Here is a 16,406-nt window from a genome sequence, read left to right as displayed (position 1 = left end):
AATTTGAACAACATCATTTTATGATTACTAATACAGAATTACATAAATCTGGTAATGTGTTTCCCGGGATGCTTACCAGTTTCACTCATGTAGTGGATACATTGATTTTCAACTCTAATAACGGCGTCATCCTTCAAGTACAGGTTTTGAGAGACAGCGTCCTGAGGTTTAAATATGGTACAGGCGGCAAGATGGAAGAAGATTTTTCTTATGCCATTGATGACGATGGAAATAGAGGATACAACAAATTAAAAGTCACAGAAGAAGAGGCTTATTATGAAATCACCACTTCTAAGATCATTTGCCAGATTGCCAAAATCGATCTGCGCAGCCGCATCTTTGACATTGATGGAAAAATCATTTGTGAAGATGAACTAGGCTTTCATTATGAAGAAAGTTATGAGTATGGTGGCGAGGTCGTAAAAATGTCCAAAAAGGCACAACCTGCCGAGAGTTATTATGGGCTGGGCGACAAGCCAGCCGACAATAACATGCGCGGTAAGAGATTTGAACTTTGGGGTACAGATCAATACGCCTTTGGAAAACAAACCGATCCTTTATATAAGAATGTCCCTTTCTATTTAGGGCTTCACAACAAGATATCTTACGGTATCTTTTTTGACAACACCTTTAGATCCTACTTTGACTTTGCTCAAGAGCGTCACCATGTGACCAGTTTCTGGGCGCAAGGTGGTGTGATGGATTACTATTTTATCTACGGTCCAGATGCAAACAGCGTCGTGAGCGGTTATACAGATTTGACCGGTAAACCAGAATTGCCACCATTGTGGGCATTAGGTTTTCACCAGTGTAAATGGAGTTATTATCCAGAAAGTAACGTACGTGAGGTGGCTCAAAAGTTTCGGGATTTAAAAATTCCTTGTGATGCTATTTATCTAGACATCGATTATATGGATGGATTCCGTTGTTTTACCTGGGATAACGAGAAGTTCCCTAATCCTACTCAAATGATTAGCGATCTACGTGAAGATGGTTTTAAAACCATTGCCATTATCGATCCAGGTATCAAGGTAGATCCTGATTATAGTGTCTATCAAGAAGCCATGGAGAAGGATTACTTCTGTAAAAGAGCAGATGGTCCATATATGAAAGGAAAAGTATGGCCTGGTGAGTGTTATTTTCCAGACTATACCAATCCAGAAGTGAGAGAATGGTGGGCTGGATTGTTTAAAGGCCTTATTGCAGACAATGGGCTAGCAGGAATCTGGAACGACATGAATGAGCCTGCCGTTATGGAGGTTCCCAACAAAACGTTTCCAGACGATGTACGTCATGACTTTGATGGACATCCATGTTCTCATAGAAAAGCGCATAACATCTATGGTGCCCAAATGGCCAAAGCCACCTATGAAGGCGTCAAGAAGTTCATTTATCCCAAGCGACCTTTCGTCATCACAAGATCTGCCTATTCTGGTACACAGCGCTATACTTCAAGTTGGTTTGGTGATAATGTTGCTACTTGGGAACATTTGAGTATTGCGAATATACAGGCGCAGCGCATGGCGTTGTCAGGAATGTCTTTTGCGGGATCTGACATTGGTGGTTTTGCCGAGCAACCAACCGGTGAATTGTTTGCCAGATGGATCGCGTTAGGGATATTCCACCCGTTTTGTAGGGTGCATTCCAGTGGTGATCATGGCGATCAAGAGCCATGGACTTTTGATGAAAATATCACAGACATTACCCGCAATTTTATCGAACTTAGATATAAGTTGTTACCGTATCTATACACCACCTTCTGGCAGTATGCCGAAGAAGGTACACCTATGCTGAAGTCTCTCGTGCTTTATGATCAAGAAGATCCGCAAACGCACTATAGAAATGACGAATTCATTTTTGGTGATAAGATGTTGGTGTGTCCCGTTCTGGAACCTAATGCCAAGGGCCGCCGCATGTATATTCCTAAAGGTGAATGGTACAACTTCTGGTCTCGCGAGACCATTACCGGTGGTAAGGAAGAATGGGTTGATGCCGACATTGATAGCATCCCATTGTTTGTAAAAGCAGGGTCCATAATTCCTAGATATCCAGTCATGCAATACGTAGGCGAGAGTAAAATCGAATTTTTGACTCTTGATGTTTACTATACACTAGGATCCGATAAATCTGTAGTTTACGAGGACGCCTCAGACGGTTATGATTATAAGAAAGGCCGTTTTAGCTTGCGTAATTTGAGATTTAAAGGAACTAAGGATCAAATGACTATATCTCAATTTAAAGATGGTAAGTACACTACAGAATATGAAACGCTACGTTTCAATTTTATAGGGATGCCGTTTGAGATTGATTATGTAGAGGTGGACAATGTTCGCATTCCGCTGGAGGATCTACAGTACGATCGCAAAACACAGACCATGCTTGTCAACAAGGAATTTAGTGAGTTCCATGTGGTAGGTAAGAAATAAATGGACCGTTGTTCTGTCTGCCTACAAAAGGCAGGCGCGAAAGCAATACTTTTCCCAATCAAAACAGCTCGCAAAAAAACATTTTGCGAGCTGTTTTGTTTTTAATAATATATGTCATGGAGTTAATAAATGATAGGTGCTGGATTGCTAAAGGTTTTTTTGCCATCCTTCCAACCAGCAAGCGCTTGGGGTAATTTGCGCACGGCACTAGCAATGGAATCGGTATTCCATAAAACGAGATCTGCAGGCTGTCCTACTTCAATGGCTCTGGTTTTTCCTAAAATTTTAAATGCGTTGGTAGTGATCATTTCAAAGCACTGTCTCATTTCGTCGTCTGTCGACAATTGGCTCACGTTTGCATACAGATTTGTCATACGCAACAAGTTGCCGTCACCATAAGGCGTGAAGGCGTTTAAAATATTATTTCTGCTTATAGCAGCATTGAGATCCAGATCATCAAATTCTGTCGCTCTTAGAACTCCGCGAGGTATGAGTTTTTCATGATCGCGGCCATTCAAAAACAAATCTGTTGCAGGCAATACACAAACGGATACGTTATGATCTGCCAGCATTTTTTCCAAATCTTTACGCCGATCTGTTTTTAGAGCCATGAGTTTAGTCACGTGACCTATGGATACCTTGTTCTTGAAATTTGTTCTATCCATTACCTCGCACATGTATGGAATAGAGCTGTTGCTGGCTTCCAGATCAAAATCCATATGAAAATCTACACTCAAGTTATATTCTTGAGCAAGTTTAAAAACAAGATCTATGTGAGCTTTGGGATCCTTGTCTTTATAGGGACAACCGCCTATGGTTTTGATTCCCGATTCAAAAGCTTGCTGGAGAAGCTTCACTGTTTTAGGAGCCGTTGTTAGACCGTTTTGGGCAAAAGCCACCATTTCAATATCTACCTGGTGGGAAACATCTTTTTGAAGCTGCTGCAAAGCTTTAAGACTGCGCAATTCTGTTTTTGAGTCGGTTTCTACATAGGTTCTCACGCTGGTGGTTCCATGTGGCAGGATCATCTGGATCACATTTTTGGCACGCTCGTAGACGTCTTCTTCGGTAAATTCTTTTTTGGCTTGACCCGTTTGTTTCACGGCCTCGTCCAGCGTTCCTTCTTCAATAGTCGAGCGATCCAAAATGCAGGCCTTATCCAGATGCAAGTGACTTTCTGCAAGGCCAACGGTGACCAACTTTCCATGGCAATCCAAGGCGTCATCTGGGGTCTTGGCATGATGTTCTATGCGAGATATTACCTGATCTTCAATGTGAATATCGACAGCTTGCTTTTGGCGATCCAGCTTGCAATTGTAAAGAATCGTTTTGCTCATTGATAGTAGTTATAAGGGATTGTAGTAGTTTCCGCTGTAGCGCCTGCCTGTCAGCATACAGGTAAGCAAACTTTACCAAAATAAAAAAGACGCTCGATAAGAGCGTCTTTTTAATAAGAATTGTGAGGATTTTAAAACCTCCACCCGAAATTCAATCCACCTCTTACTCTAATATCGATATCGTCTACAGGATCATCGGCTATTCCTAAGTCACGACCAAAACCTAATCCTAGATCAATTAGAAAGCCGCTATTGCTCACCCATTTCCAACCTATACCAACACCAATGGCGGTTTCAAAATAATTCTCTGTATCATCAAAACCAGAAGGGAATTGGTCATAATCTTCATAGGTAAAGAATTTCAAAAATCCCTCAGCATAAAACCCTTTCGCACCATAGTCTTCTTTAGAGAAAAAGTATTGACGGTAGTACGGCGTGAATGAAAACTTTTCTAAGTCGCTGTAATCAACATCGTCGTCATTGTCTAGAAGAATGAATAGATCTGCACCAACTCCTGAATATCGCCCCAAGATATGTTCGTATCTAGGGCTGATTGCAGGAAGGACTAATGCCGCAGTAACGTCAAGTGAAAGCTCACGTTTCTTGATACTAGTAAAGGAATCTAGCCTATTTTGAGAATCAGTTTGTTCCTCATCTTGCGCTAAAGAAATTAGAGAGAAGGAGAAAAAGACAAATAGAATAATTTTTTTCATCGGTTGGTTATCATTTATTAGATGCAGGAAATATACAAAGGTTGCGTCGACATACTGTAAAAGTTTACCAACCTAGCTCTGTTTATTCTATTTAACCAGCAACTTTTTAAATCTTTCCAGAAAGAACCATAGCTTTTCGCTGGGTTATATTTACAATACTCGAATAACCAAGCAGGCATTTGAAACACCGTTCACGATAAATAATTTTTGCTCTTTATTTTTTAGGTGATTTCTTCTTTGCAACCAACTCTGCAATTCTCACAATCACTTTACTGGCTGCGATCATGCTTTCTACGGGTACATACTCATAGGGTCCATGAAAATTGTGGCCGCCAGCAAAAATATTGGGACAAGGTAATCCCATATAACTCAATTGGGAACCATCGGTTCCACCACGTATGGGTTTTATGATAGGTTCAATGTCTAGATCTTTCATTGCTTGCTCTGCAATATCAACGATATGCATGACAGGCTCCACCTTTTCCCTCATATTGAAATATTGATCCTTAATCTCGATGCTAACTGCTTCACGCTCATATTGAGCGTTCATGTCTGCAGCGAGTTTGTGCATCACATTCTTACGAGCCTCAAAATGGGCTTTATCGTGATCGCGTATGATGTAGTGTAGCTCTGTCTTTTCAACAGCACCTTTCATATTGTGTAAGTGGAAAAAACCTTGGTAATCTTCAGTATGTTCTGGAGTTTCCAGTCTAGGCAAAGAATCTATAAACTCTGTAGCGATGTACATCGAGTTGATCATCTTTCCCTTGGCATAGCCAGGATGTACGATTTTACCTGTAAATGTCACTACAGCTCCAGCTGCGTTGAAGTTTTCATATTCCAATTCGCCTATCTGGCTGCCGTCCATGGTGTAGGCCCAATCTGCACCAAATTTTGCCACATCAAATTTATGGGCGCCACGACCTATTTCTTCATCTGGAGTGAAACCTACCTTAATTGCTCCATGCTTAATTTCTGGATGATCCATAAGGTGCTTCATCGCCGTCATGATCTCTGTGATTCCTGCTTTATCATCTGCAGCGAGTAGGGTAGTACCATCGGTAGTGATGATGGTCTGGCCTTTGTATTGTTTAAGGTCCTCAAAGTAGTCTGGTGAGAGCACCAGGTCGCTGCCTTTTAACGGAATATCGCGCCCGTCATATTTCTCTATAATCTGTGGCTTGATGTTTTTTCCCGTAAAATCTGGAGTGCTGTCAAAGTGGGAAATAAATCCAATTGTGGGCACTTCAAAATCCACATTACTAGGTAGCGTCGCCATCACATAAGCATTCTCGTCAATGCTCACATCCTGCATTCCCATGTCGATCAATTCCTGATGCAGTTTGCGTGCAAGATTCCACTGTTTATCTGTGCTGGGCGTGGTCTCACTTGCTGGATCTGACTCTGTATCAATCGTAATATAACTTACAAACCGGTCAATAATGGCTTGTTTTTCCATAGCTTAAATTTGATGGGTAAAGATAAGATTTGACTCTTGAAAGGAACTAAAAATTATCAAAAAGCCAGATGCCAGTGTGGCTGGTTGAAGAAGGTATGAAGTGGAATGGAATTCGCTTTCGCGAAAGCGATATATTTAATTACACCGCAACACTTTTAAAACTGAAGATTGCGCGAAAAGGGATTTTCTACCTGTGAAAAAATCGTATTTCTTCCAGCTTCATACAATGCTGGATTTTGAAGTTTGTATTTCATGGCGTATTCATCCAGAATCGTAAAGTTGATGACCAAGTTATCGTACAATTTGGCAAGTCTGTCATTGTCTGGATCTACCATCACTATGGGCTGTGTATTTTTAGTCTGAAGGTTTTGTGACCAACCGAAATTTCTATTGGAAACCTGAAGCCTACCTGGTTGTTGTAATCTAGTCATAGAATTGAGCAAAGATTGCGGCTGATAGCTGGTCTGGACTAATGAAAAAGAAGTCCTTTTGACTGGCGCAGATTGTGCGTTAGTCGTGTAGCAGCTCGCGAAAATAACTGCTATAGTGAGGTAAAACGTGGTCAAGAATTTCATCCTAACTAAGTTAAGAAAAATTATTAAATGGTTTGAGGCTTTAACCCTAATTGCTCACCTTTTTGCAACATCAATTGATACGCTGCATCGTGCTCGTTAGGGATATCACCGTCCAATATGGCTTCTTTAATCGCAGATTTGATCATTCCTATCTCACGGCAAGGCTTCAAGTTGAAGGTTTGCATGATTTCCTCGCCAGTGACCGGCGGTTGGAAATTGCGTACGTGATCACGTTCTTCAACCTCGACGATTTTATCACGCACTTTCTGGAAATTGTTGTGATATTTCTTGAAGCGCTTTGGGTTTTTAGTAGTGATATCTGCCTCACAAAGAGTCATCAAATCCTCAATGTGATCGCCAGCATCGTGTACCAATCTCCTAACGGCACTGTCTGTGGCAGCCTCATCAATTACCGCAATGGGTCGTGAAGACATGCGCACCATTTGCTGTACAAACTTCATCTTATCGTTAAGTGGCATGCGCAACCTTTTGAAAAGATGATAAACCATTTTTGACCCCTTAAACTCGTGACCATGAAAGGTCCAGCCTACCTTTTTGCTAAATCGCTTAGTAGGTGCTTTACCTATATCGTGAAGCATGGCTGCCCATCGCAGCCATAGATCATCTGTATTTCTGGAAATATTGTCCACCACTTCCAGTGTGTGATAAAAGTTGTCTTTGTGCGTTTGTCCTTCTACCTCTTCAATACCTTTAAGAGCGGTCAATTCTGGCAATATAAGTTCTAGTAGACCTGACTTTTCCAGTAATAGGAATCCATGTGATGGAGCATCGCACATCATGATCTTATTGAGTTCTGTAACGATGCGCTCGTTAGAGATGATCCCGATGCGGCATGAATTTTTTTGAACACTTTTAAAGGACTCTGGTTCTATGGTAAACTTCAGCTGGCTTGCAAATCGTATCGCACGCAACATGCGTAAAGGATCGTCACTGTAGGTGATATCTGGATCTAGTGGCGTCTTGATGACTTTCTTTTTCAAGTCGTCCAGCCCATCAAATGGATCCAATAAGTCGCCGTAATTATCAGGTTGTAATGAGAATGCCATCGCGTTGATGGTGAAATCACGACGGTTTTGATCATCTTCAAGGGTTCCATCTTCTACGACAGGATTGCGGCTGCCGCGATCATAGCTTTCTTTTCTCGCGCCCACAAATTCCAATTCTAGATCATTGGTTTTGATCATGGCTGTTCCATAATTCTTGAAAATGCTGATCTTGGTGCTTTGTGGGAGCAGCTCTTTAGTCTTTTGTGCCAGTTCAATTCCGCTGCCTATGGCCACAATGTCGATGTCTTGTTTGTTGCCTCTTTCCAGTAAAAAGTCACGTACAAAACCACCTATAACATAGGCATCTACACCTATGTCTTGTGCTGCTTGACTCAGCGTTTGAAACACGCTGGACTTTATCGCTTCCTTAAAATTATGCTGAGGCATGTAACTTACTTTCTAATGACCTTGATCACGCCGTTGTTGGATATTTTCATGATGGCGCTAGGTTTGACGTTTTTAGCTGGTAAAGGTAGATCCACGATGTGATTAATGCGCTCTTTCAGTTCCTCTGAAATGTCTTCAAAATGAACCGGTGAAGGTTGCCCGCTTATGTTTGCGCTGGTAGAAACGATGGGTTTGCGCAGTCCTTTAATAATCGCGCGGCACAAAGGATCGTTGGTCACACGTATAGCAAGCGAGTTGTCGCTCGCGATGAGGTTTTCTGCAACGCTTTTAGGCCTATCATAGATAATGGTCAATGGATCTTTATTGACTTTAAGAACTTCCCAAGCCATGTCAGGAACTTCTTCAATATATTGATCCAGCATTGGGAAACTATCCACGAGGATCAAAAGGGATTTTGATGGATCACGTTCCTTTATTTCATAAATCTTTTCTACAGCCTCATAGTTTGTGGCATCGCAACCTATACCATAGATGGTATCTGTAGGGTAAAGAATGGTCTGGCCCTTTTTGAGCGCAGCAACAGCTTCTTGAACAATCGCTTTAGGAACTTCTATTTCTGGTCCCTTGGTTTTCTTGTTTTCGCGACCTCTTACTTGGTCTCTTCTATTCTTATGTCTATCGCTCTTACTCATTGGTGCAAAATTAAGGATTCTACAGGCATGTTGTAAAAGTTATGGTAGTATTGTTTATGAAATGGTCAACTAGTTCAACCTGCTTTTGATTTGTAAAGAACTAAAATTGTTACTTTGCACATCAAACTTGAAAGGATCATGCGCAGTGAGATATTTGTGAGTAGTACGCTTTCGCGAAAGCAGTTTCAAAACATCCTGGAGCTTTTTCACGAATCTAATCGAAAACTGGGTGATGATCGCAATGAAATCAAGATCGTGGAATTTGAGAACAGAAGGCTGGTCGTCAAGTCTTTTAAAGTTCCTAACATCGTGAATCAAATTGCTTATCGTTTTTTTAGAAAATCAAAAGCAGAGCGCTCATATCTAAATGCTATTTATCTAAAAAACAATGGTATAGGAACTCCTGAGCCTGTTGCTTACCTAGAGCAGCGGCGAGCAGTAGGTTTTTATAAAAGTTACTATGTCAGTGAGTATGCCTCACATGATTTTACCTTTAGGGAATTGATTCACGACGATTCCATTGAAAATAAGATTGAGATTCTAGAGTCTTTTACGCAGTTTGTATATCGTATGCATGAGGCACAGATCTACTTTTTGGATAACTCACCTGGCAATACCTTAATTTCTATAAATGAAACCAGCTATAAATTTTACCTAGTTGATTTGAATAGGATGAAGTTTTATGACATACCAGTGGAAGATCGACTTAAAAATTTTGAAAGGCTGTCACCTCAAAAGTGGATGTATGAAATCATGGGTGCTAAATATGCAGAACTAGCAGGACTCGATGAAGATCAGACCATTCAAACTATGTGGCATCATGCAGAAAAGTTCAGGCAGTATTTCCAAAACAAAAAGCGTTTAAAAAAGAAATTCAAAAAATTCATCTAACATGAAACTCAAAGAGTGGCCATCTTCTTTATATCATAGTTACCGTCTAAGTAGGATAAATATTTCTCAACTCATTGACAGAGACGTTCCAGAAATAGACGCGATTGTTTCCCTAACTTCAATACCATCTAGACTAGGTACTATTCACATTACATTGAAGAGTATCATGCTACAAGATTGTAAGCCAAAGAAAATCGTTTTATGGCTTCATAAAGATCTAGAGGGTACGTTACCAACATCACTTACAGATTTGACTCAAGGCTTGTTAGAGATCAGATACTCAGATTACACTTTTTCACATAGAAAACTCATTCATAGTGTGGTCGAGTTTCCTGATGACATGATCATCACCGTTGACGATGACATTATTTATCATCCATCAACTTTGTCCAGCCTTTATAAAGCAGCCATCAAAAACCCCAAGAAGGTGACTTCTCATAGAGGCCGTAATATTTCGTTTGATGATAAAGGTAAAGTGTTGCCCTATGCTCAATGGAAATACGCAAACAAAGATACGGCAGACAAAAACTGGTTCATGCCTATTGGTGCTTTTACGGTAGCTTATCCTGCAGGTGTTTTAAACGAACAAGTCACTGATGTAGATACCTTTATGAGAATTACTCCCAAGAATGATGATCCATGGTTTAAAGTGATGGCTTTGTTGAATTGGAATAACAGCGTGATTTCTGGATATGACCTTCCAGAACCTATTCCTATTGCAGGAACCCAAAAGATCTCACTTAAGAAAGTCAATGTAGATAAGGATTTTAATAGAGAGCAAATGGAAAACATACTTAATGAATTTCCTGAACTCAGAAAATTAATCAATACCTCTGCGTAGCAACCATAACTTGACGTAGCGCATAAACACCATGTAACCTCTCAAATAGGCTATAGTCAATCCTACAAAGCCGTCAAGAAAACCGCGCTGGATGAAATAGTGTTTTGTGAACGACCATATAGGTTTGATGATGATATGAAAGAAAGTGATTTTCCCTGTCTTTTGATCATAATCTAAGGCTTGATGAGAGGCGTATCGCTGTAGCTTTCTCATGTGCGCATCGATCCCTACATACTTATAATGAGTCAGTTTGTTTTTGAGATATCCTACGCTACCATCGGCAATGATTTCAGAATGGACATGTTTGTCGGCATAGCGACATTTCGACTTTCTAAAAAAGCGTATGACTTTATCATTTTTCCAACCACTGTAACGCACTTGTTTACCCATGAAAAAATTAAGCCTACCTATCCAGTAACCTACATGAGGTTGCTCATCAATTTTTTCAAATAAGTTTAGGATCTCTTCCTTGAGTGCTGGAGTTACTCTTTCATCAGCATCTACCAATAAAATCCATTCATTAGCTGCTTGTGGAATGGCCCAATTCTTCTGGCTTGCACTATGCTCATATTCCCTAACAAGCAGCTTATTTATGTATGGCTGGGCAAGAGCCACAGTGTTATCTGTGCTGTTACTGTCAACGAGAACCACCTCATCGCAAAATTCAACCGATTTTAAAACCTCTACTATATTATGTGACTCATTATAGCAGGGAACTATAGCCGATATCTTGTACTTCTGCATAAAAGCAATTCTCTTTTCAAACAAAAATAAACTTGTTACCGACTTCTCCTACTTTGTATAACTTATTTTTCCGAAATTTGTTCATCTATGGTCCAAGAACCCGTCATCTCAGTAATTATAAGTACTTACAACTCGTTAGAGTGGCTAAAAAAAACGCTGTGGAGTTATGAGCAACAAACTTTCAGAGACTTTGAAATCATCATTGCAGATGATGGTTCTGATGAGGAAACAGCCAATTTTATAAAAGAATACCAACCAAAATCCAATCGAAAAATAATTCATATATGGCATGAGGATAACGGATTTCAAAAAAGTGCCATTCTCAATAAGGCACTTTTAGCTTGCTCTACAGAGTACGTTGTGATGAGTGATGGAGACTGTCTCGCCCGAGAGGACTTCCTTCAGGTACATTATGAAAGGCGTAAGGAAGGATATTTTCTTTCTGGCGGTTATTATAAACTACCATTGGATCTTTCCCAAAAAATCACCAAAGACGATATCCTAACCCAAAAATGTTTCAATCTACAGTGGCTTAAGAGAAACGGTTTACCAGAAAGTTATAAAACCCAGAAGCTCAACTCTGGTTTTGTACAAGCAAATATCATGGAAAGATTGACACCTACCAATGCTAGTTGGAATGGTCATAATTCTAGCGGTTGGAAAAAAGACCTTTTGGCAGTTAATGGGTTTGACGAACGAATGCAGTATGGAGGACAGGACAGGGAACTAGGTGAGCGTCTTTTTAATTATGGTATTAAGTCTATCCAAATAAGATACAGCGCCATTTGTTTGCATCTGGATCATAGTCGTGGTTATAAAACCCAAGAATCTATCGAGAAGAACAAGGCTATCCGGAAGAATACTAAAACTTCAAAGTCTGCTTTTACAGAATATGGCATTATCAAAAGGTCACCAATAAAACAACAGGATTAGTAATATTATTCGAATATTTTAATCCTAACCCTTAAGTTAAAGCATTTCAATCAAGATAAAATTCGGTTTGTCAACCAATCAAAAAAGAAATTAAGAGTTTTTGGTGGACAACGATCAAGACTTTGAAGACCCATAAATAATTTGTCGCTAGATCTGTATTGTAGTTTGTACTTGTACCAAGGCAAAGGTTTCTTGTAGGATCTAAAGTAGATGAGTTTTAAGTCATTTTCTAGATAACAAGTTTTATTTTTTATCTCAAGATGGTTGGACAATCCTTGCGGCAATACCTGAGTTTTATTTCTAAATCTGTGCTGGATATTGTTTAAAAAAACACCCTGATGTTTAGAGAAATATTCCGCAAGAGTCGATTTCCTCATCGGGTGAGGTGTATGTCTGAAATTATAATATCGTGAATGTCCCGCGAGTTTTGCAGAGGCCTGTTGGGCATATTTATGACCATAACGTTGCTTGCTGAATTTTTTATAAAAAATATTCTCATCAAGATTCAGCCATTTACCTCTCAGAACCGGAAGACCATTTCTAAAGAAATCCTCTGGCACGGTTTTGTTGATGAGGAAAAAGTCATCATTCATATAAATAAAATGCTCAGCGAGGTTGGGTATTCTATGTAGACAGCTCTCGATGGACCTGTTGTTAAATGTAGGCAAGTACTCTTCAAATCCGTCAAACACCTCTTTATGATCCACTATTACAACCTTGTGAAATGAATGATTAGATCCTTTATCTTTAAGAAAACTAGGTGTTTGATTATCTGTGATGATGAAGATATTTCTAATGAACGGAGCGAACTTAAGGATTGAATATACCGTAAATTCAATTTCATTTACTTGATCAAACCTGGTTCTAAATCCTTCATCATTGATTTTAGAACTTACCTCGAGATAAGGAAGCATTTTTTTGCGGTGTTCCTTATCATTTCCATCAACCCACAAAATGACTGCATCTATTGTAGTTTCTGTTTGATTCATGGATATGGATGAATTAATTTTATATTGAGGTGATATCAAATCTCACTAAGGAAAACTAGTGATGGGCTCGTTTTCTTCATTGAGCTCTGGTAAGACAAAATAATCTCCTATAATCTTATTGTATTCCTCGGGAAGCCATTTAAGCCGAGCATCAGCTGGATAGAGTGTAAGTTCTCCAAAAATTGTTTTACCGTCAATAGAATAAAAGTCCACTCTGACAAAAGGTAAGTTTTCAGATAATTTAGTCGCTAGCGTGATCATCTCTTCAAGATTGCTAGGCTTTTCGATCGTCTCAGCTGCATTGTCGTGAAGTGTTTCATGACCGAATGGTAGCAGATTAAAATCTACATCATAAGTGGTATGGTTATGACCGGTAAATCTATCTAAGTGAGCTGTGAAGAACTTGATTTCTCCATTAAAACAATAAAATTTATAATCGACTAAAAAGGATCTTCCTTCTTCTTCTAGAAATTTTTCTACAACAATCCTGGGTTCAATATCCTTATAGGCCCATTCTTGACCTTTCCGGTAATATTGATTGATGCCTAACCATTTATTGAGTTTCTTTATGGTTTTTTTTCTATCCAGATTTGACTTATCCTTTACAATGATGTTGAAACCACTCGCATGAGTGGCTTTAATTACAAATCGCTCTGGTAGTTCATTAAAGGGTATTTCCTCACCTTTTTTGTAAACTCCGTACAATTCGTTGAGGTATTGTGAGCCTATTTTTTGCTCTACATAGGCTCTAACGGCATATTTATCTGCTAATTGGTTTAAAATCTTGGGATGATAAAAAACTTTGTACCATTCTAATTTTTCGTTGAATTCTAACGGATTCTCCAGATCCATTTTCTTTCCTGAGAAATATTCATAATGACATTTCACATAAAATTTAGGTGGTAACCAGCGCATTTTTCTCAAAGTGCGCATTGCAAAATGACGTATCGGATTTGACATTATAAATTTAGATCAGTGTACGGTTTGTAATATAGTCTTAAACTGTTACACTGCCACATCATACTCGCGCAGGGCATCGTTGAGCGACGTCTTTTTGTTGGTGCTTTCCTTTCGGGTTCCTATGATTAGGGCGCAAGGCACATTAAAGGTTCCTGCTGGGAATTCTTTAGCATAACTACCAGGGATCACTACAGATCTTGCAGGAACAACGCCTTTCATCTCTTTAGGTTCATCACCAGTCACGTCAATGATTTTTGTGCTCGCGGTAAGTACCACATTAGCACCTAAAACAGCTTCTTTCTCCACGCGCACACCTTCTACAACGATACAACGCGATCCTATGAAAGCATTATCCTCAATGATTACTGGAGCGGCTTGTAGTGGCTCAAGAACACCGCCTATACCTACGCCACCACTCAAATGCACATTGGCACCTATCTGGGCGCAGCTACCTACGGTTGCCCAGGTGTCTACCATGGTTCCTTCCTCAATGTGCGCACCTATGTTTACGTAACTGGGCATCAAGATCACTCCTTTGGAAATGTAGGCTCCATGACGTGCCACCGCATGGGGTACTACTCTTATGCCTTTATCTTTATAACCCGTTTTAAGCGGGATTTTATCGTGAAATTCAAGAGGACCACATTCTATGGTTTCCATTTTCTGGATTGGGAAATAAAGCACGACCGCTTTCTTCACCCATTCATTTACCTGCCAGCCGTTGTCTGTAGGTTGTGCGACGCGCAGTTCACCACTATCCAGTAGATCTACCACGTTGCGTATTGCATCTTGTGTTACTTTATTTTCTAAAAGGCTGCGGTCTTCCCACGCGTTCTCGATGATGTTCTTTATCTGTTCCAAAAAATTGTGCTTTAAGAATTCAAAGATAAACGCAAAAGTTGAATATGGTATCTTCATTCACGAACTGGGCTATTATGCCTATTTTTGCAAAATATGGGACGCATACTGGCGATAGATTATGGGAAAAAACGCACCGGCATTGCCGTAACAGATCCCATGAAGATCATTGCGTCGGGTTTGTGTACCGTAGCGACCTATGAACTTAATAAGTGGTTGGAAGAGTATATTGTGAGTGAAGATGTAGAGACGATCGTCATAGGTGAGCCCAAGCAAATGGATTATACCGATAGTGAGTTGGGTGGCGTGATTAACGCTTTCGCGAAAGCGTTACAAGTCAAATACCCTAACATCAAGATAGAACGCATGGATGAACGTTTTACCTCAAAGATGGCTTTCCAGACCATGATCGATAGTGGTTTGAATAAAAAACAACGTCGCAACAAAGCTCTGGTAGACGAGATAGCTGCGACCATCATCCTTCAATCCTATATGGATAGAATAAGATAAGAACTGAAACAGTACAAAAATGATTTTACCAATAGTTGCTTACGGTGATCCAGTGTTGCGCAAGGAAGCGCAAGAAATAACGGTAGATTATCCTAAGCTGGAAGAAGTAATCGAGAACATGTGGGAAACCATGTATAACGCTGCTGGTGTAGGCCTTGCCGCGCCACAGGTAGGATTGCCCATACGCATGTTCATGATCGACACAGAGCCTTTTAGCGATGACCCAGATTTGAGCGAGCAGGAGCAAAAGGAGCTTGCGGGCTTTAAAAAGGCATTTATTAATGCTCAAATCCTAGAAGAGACCGGTGATGAATGGTCTTTTAATGAAGGTTGTTTAAGCATACCTAACGTTCGTGAAGATGTTTTTAGACCTGAAAAGGTTACCATCCAATACCAAGACGAAAACTTCAAAACTTATACAGAAACATACGATGGTTTGATCGCCAGAGTCATACAGCATGAGTACGACCACATTGAAGGGATTTTATTTACCGATAAAATTTCCAGCCTCAAAAAGCGTTTGATCAAGAATAAATTAAATAACATATCTAAAGGGAAAACAAGTGTAGATTACCGCATGCGTTTTCCTGATGCAAAAGGCCGCAGATAATTACGGTTTTATATATTTGCGATCGCTTTAAAAGAAAAATATTATGAGTCTAGACAGCATTTTGTCCATTACAGGGAAACCAGGATTATACAAATTGAAGACCAAAGCCCGCAGTGGCTTTGTCGTGGAATCTCTTATGGACAACAAAACATCCATTGTTGGGATGAGTCACAACGTGAGTGTTTTAAAAGACATCTCCATTTATACCTATGAGGCAGAGGTTCCTTTAAAAGAAGTCTTTAACAAGATTGCCAAAAAAGAAGACAAAGGTGCCGCTATTAGCCACAAAGCATCTAAAGATGAGTTGAGCAACTATTTTAATGAAGTCTTACCAGAATACGATGAAGATCGTGTTTATGCCAGCGACATTAAAAAAGTGGTGCAGTGGTATAACATTCTGCAACAAAATGATTTGTTGGACAGCTTGTCAAACTCTGAGGAAGAAGAATAGAG

Annotated in this window: 17 protein-coding genes; 7 read left to right on the top strand and 10 right to left on the bottom strand. The window is 39.9% G+C overall.

The features are described 5' to 3' along the window. Positions 1–20: 20 nt before the first annotated feature. Complete coding sequence (locus tag AAU57_RS13610; RefSeq protein WP_055413435.1) at positions 21–2,426, top strand: glycoside hydrolase family 31 protein; 2,406 nt, start codon at positions 21–23, stop codon at positions 2,424–2,426. 122 nt (positions 2,427–2,548) lie between these two features. Here the strand turns inward: AAU57_RS13610 and AAU57_RS13605 are convergent, their stop codons facing one another. From AAU57_RS13605 to AAU57_RS13580, 6 genes are all read right to left on the bottom strand, one after another. Beyond that, positions 2,549–3,763 carry an amidohydrolase family protein gene (locus tag AAU57_RS13605; RefSeq protein ID WP_055413434.1) on the bottom strand — a complete coding sequence of 405 codons (1,215 nt, stop codon included), beginning with the start codon at positions 3,761–3,763 and terminating at the stop codon, positions 2,549–2,551. A 131-nt stretch (positions 3,764–3,894) separates the two neighbouring features. Beyond that, entirely contained in the window at positions 3,895–4,476 is a 582-nt protein-coding gene (locus AAU57_RS13600; protein ID WP_055413433.1) for a hypothetical protein, read from the bottom strand. Between the two features lie 214 nt (positions 4,477–4,690). Further along, on the bottom strand, positions 4,691–5,935 hold the full coding sequence (gene pepT, locus AAU57_RS13595) for a peptidase T (RefSeq protein ID WP_055413432.1): 1,245 nt from the start codon (positions 5,933–5,935) through the stop codon (positions 4,691–4,693). Between the two features lie 155 nt (positions 5,936–6,090). After that, positions 6,091–6,510 (bottom strand): hypothetical protein, encoded by a 420-nt coding sequence (locus AAU57_RS13590; protein ID WP_055413431.1) that lies wholly within the window; start codon positions 6,508–6,510, stop codon positions 6,091–6,093. A 23-nt stretch (positions 6,511–6,533) separates the two neighbouring features. Continuing rightward, positions 6,534–7,964 carry a CCA tRNA nucleotidyltransferase gene (locus tag AAU57_RS13585; RefSeq protein WP_055413430.1) on the bottom strand — a complete coding sequence of 477 codons (1,431 nt, stop codon included), beginning with the start codon at positions 7,962–7,964 and terminating at the stop codon, positions 6,534–6,536. Between the two features lie 5 nt (positions 7,965–7,969). Continuing rightward, entirely contained in the window at positions 7,970–8,617 is a 648-nt protein-coding gene (locus tag AAU57_RS13580; RefSeq protein ID WP_082438637.1) for an L-threonylcarbamoyladenylate synthase, read from the bottom strand. 114 nt (positions 8,618–8,731) lie between these two features. Between AAU57_RS13580 and AAU57_RS13575 the strand changes: the two genes are divergently transcribed. Together AAU57_RS13575 and AAU57_RS13570 are read left to right on the top strand one after the other, a co-directional pair. Then, positions 8,732–9,508, top strand: a complete 777-nt coding sequence (locus AAU57_RS13575) for a lipopolysaccharide kinase InaA family protein (protein ID WP_231717827.1) — start codon at positions 8,732–8,734, stop codon at positions 9,506–9,508. A 1-nt stretch (position 9,509) separates the two neighbouring features. Then, positions 9,510–10,349: a glycosyl transferase gene (locus AAU57_RS13570; protein ID WP_156340189.1), complete on the top strand. Its 840-nt coding sequence runs from the start codon at positions 9,510–9,512 to the stop codon at positions 10,347–10,349. On the opposite strand, the gene AAU57_RS13565 is transcribed toward AAU57_RS13570, so the two are convergent. After that, positions 10,329–11,093 carry a glycosyltransferase family 2 protein gene (locus tag AAU57_RS13565; RefSeq protein ID WP_055413427.1) on the bottom strand — a complete coding sequence of 255 codons (765 nt, stop codon included), beginning with the start codon at positions 11,091–11,093 and terminating at the stop codon, positions 10,329–10,331. The two genes, AAU57_RS13570 and AAU57_RS13565, sit on opposite strands and share 21 nt — an antisense overlap. 87 nt (positions 11,094–11,180) lie before the next feature. Here AAU57_RS13565 and AAU57_RS13560 point away from each other — a divergent pair, with 87 nt between their 5' ends. Further along, on the top strand, positions 11,181–12,026 hold the full coding sequence (locus AAU57_RS13560; protein WP_055413426.1) for a glycosyltransferase family 2 protein: 846 nt from the start codon (positions 11,181–11,183) through the stop codon (positions 12,024–12,026). 50 nt (positions 12,027–12,076) lie between these two features. On the opposite strand, the gene AAU57_RS13555 is transcribed toward AAU57_RS13560, so the two are convergent. The 3 genes from AAU57_RS13555 to AAU57_RS13545 are packed head-to-tail and all read right to left on the bottom strand — an operon-like array spanning position 12,077 to position 14,836. Then, positions 12,077–13,015 (bottom strand): stealth family protein, encoded by a 939-nt coding sequence (locus AAU57_RS13555; RefSeq protein ID WP_055413425.1) that lies wholly within the window; start codon positions 13,013–13,015, stop codon positions 12,077–12,079. 45 nt (positions 13,016–13,060) lie between these two features. After that, entirely contained in the window at positions 13,061–13,975 is a 915-nt protein-coding gene (locus AAU57_RS13550) for an ATP-grasp fold amidoligase family protein (RefSeq protein WP_055413424.1), read from the bottom strand. Between the two features lie 45 nt (positions 13,976–14,020). Then, positions 14,021–14,836 carry a 2,3,4,5-tetrahydropyridine-2,6-dicarboxylate N-succinyltransferase gene (locus AAU57_RS13545; protein ID WP_055413787.1) on the bottom strand — a complete coding sequence of 272 codons (816 nt, stop codon included), beginning with the start codon at positions 14,834–14,836 and terminating at the stop codon, positions 14,021–14,023. A gap of 93 nt (positions 14,837–14,929) precedes the next feature. Between AAU57_RS13545 and ruvX the strand changes: the two genes are divergently transcribed. Genes ruvX through AAU57_RS13530 form a run of 3 tightly spaced genes read left to right on the top strand, consistent with a single transcriptional unit; the run spans position 14,930 to position 16,404 of the window. Next, on the top strand, positions 14,930–15,343 hold the full coding sequence (gene ruvX, locus AAU57_RS13540) for a Holliday junction resolvase RuvX (RefSeq protein ID WP_055413423.1): 414 nt from the start codon (positions 14,930–14,932) through the stop codon (positions 15,341–15,343). A gap of 19 nt (positions 15,344–15,362) precedes the next feature. Further along, the gene (gene def / locus AAU57_RS13535) at positions 15,363–15,953 is read left to right on the top strand and encodes a peptide deformylase (RefSeq protein ID WP_055413422.1); all 591 of its coding nucleotides are present in this window, start codon (positions 15,363–15,365) and stop codon (positions 15,951–15,953) included. A gap of 43 nt (positions 15,954–15,996) precedes the next feature. Then, a complete protein-coding gene (locus tag AAU57_RS13530; protein ID WP_055413421.1) occupies positions 15,997–16,404 on the top strand; it encodes a DUF5606 domain-containing protein in 408 nt (135 codons plus the stop codon). The last annotated feature ends 2 nt before the right edge of the window (positions 16,405–16,406 follow it).

This window comes from Nonlabens sp. YIK11 (genome assembly GCF_001413925.1).
Classification (GTDB): Bacteria; Bacteroidota; Bacteroidia; order Flavobacteriales; family Flavobacteriaceae; genus Nonlabens.
This window is presented reverse-complemented; position numbering and strand designations above follow the sequence as displayed.

What these genes read in the sequence shown, in the direction of transcription:
- AAU57_RS13610 (WP_055413435.1), top strand. Translation starts at nt 21, where the DNA reads ATGATTACTAATACAGAATTACATAAATCTGGTAATGTGTTTCCCGGG.
- AAU57_RS13605 (WP_055413434.1), bottom strand. Translation starts at nt 3,763, where the DNA reads ATGAGCAAAACGATTCTTTACAATTGCAAGCTGGATCGCCAAAAGCAA.
- AAU57_RS13600 (WP_055413433.1), bottom strand. Translation starts at nt 4,476, where the DNA reads ATGAAAAAAATTATTCTATTTGTCTTTTTCTCCTTCTCTCTAATTTCT.
- pepT (WP_055413432.1), bottom strand. Translation starts at nt 5,935, where the DNA reads ATGGAAAAACAAGCCATTATTGACCGGTTTGTAAGTTATATTACGATT.
- AAU57_RS13590 (WP_055413431.1), bottom strand. Translation starts at nt 6,510, where the DNA reads ATGAAATTCTTGACCACGTTTTACCTCACTATAGCAGTTATTTTCGCG.
- AAU57_RS13585 (WP_055413430.1), bottom strand. Translation starts at nt 7,964, where the DNA reads ATGCCTCAGCATAATTTTAAGGAAGCGATAAAGTCCAGCGTGTTTCAA.
- AAU57_RS13580 (WP_082438637.1), bottom strand. Translation starts at nt 8,617, where the DNA reads ATGAGTAAGAGCGATAGACATAAGAATAGAAGAGACCAAGTAAGAGGT.
- AAU57_RS13570 (WP_156340189.1), top strand. Translation starts at nt 9,510, where the DNA reads ATGAAACTCAAAGAGTGGCCATCTTCTTTATATCATAGTTACCGTCTA.
- AAU57_RS13565 (WP_055413427.1), bottom strand. Translation starts at nt 11,093, where the DNA reads ATGCAGAAGTACAAGATATCGGCTATAGTTCCCTGCTATAATGAGTCA.
- AAU57_RS13560 (WP_055413426.1), top strand. Translation starts at nt 11,181, where the DNA reads ATGGTCCAAGAACCCGTCATCTCAGTAATTATAAGTACTTACAACTCG.
- AAU57_RS13555 (WP_055413425.1), bottom strand. Translation starts at nt 13,015, where the DNA reads ATGAATCAAACAGAAACTACAATAGATGCAGTCATTTTGTGGGTTGAT.
- AAU57_RS13550 (WP_055413424.1), bottom strand. Translation starts at nt 13,975, where the DNA reads ATGTCAAATCCGATACGTCATTTTGCAATGCGCACTTTGAGAAAAATG.
- ruvX (WP_055413423.1), top strand. Translation starts at nt 14,930, where the DNA reads ATGGGACGCATACTGGCGATAGATTATGGGAAAAAACGCACCGGCATT.
- def (WP_055413422.1), top strand. Translation starts at nt 15,363, where the DNA reads ATGATTTTACCAATAGTTGCTTACGGTGATCCAGTGTTGCGCAAGGAA.
- AAU57_RS13530 (WP_055413421.1), top strand. Translation starts at nt 15,997, where the DNA reads ATGAGTCTAGACAGCATTTTGTCCATTACAGGGAAACCAGGATTATAC.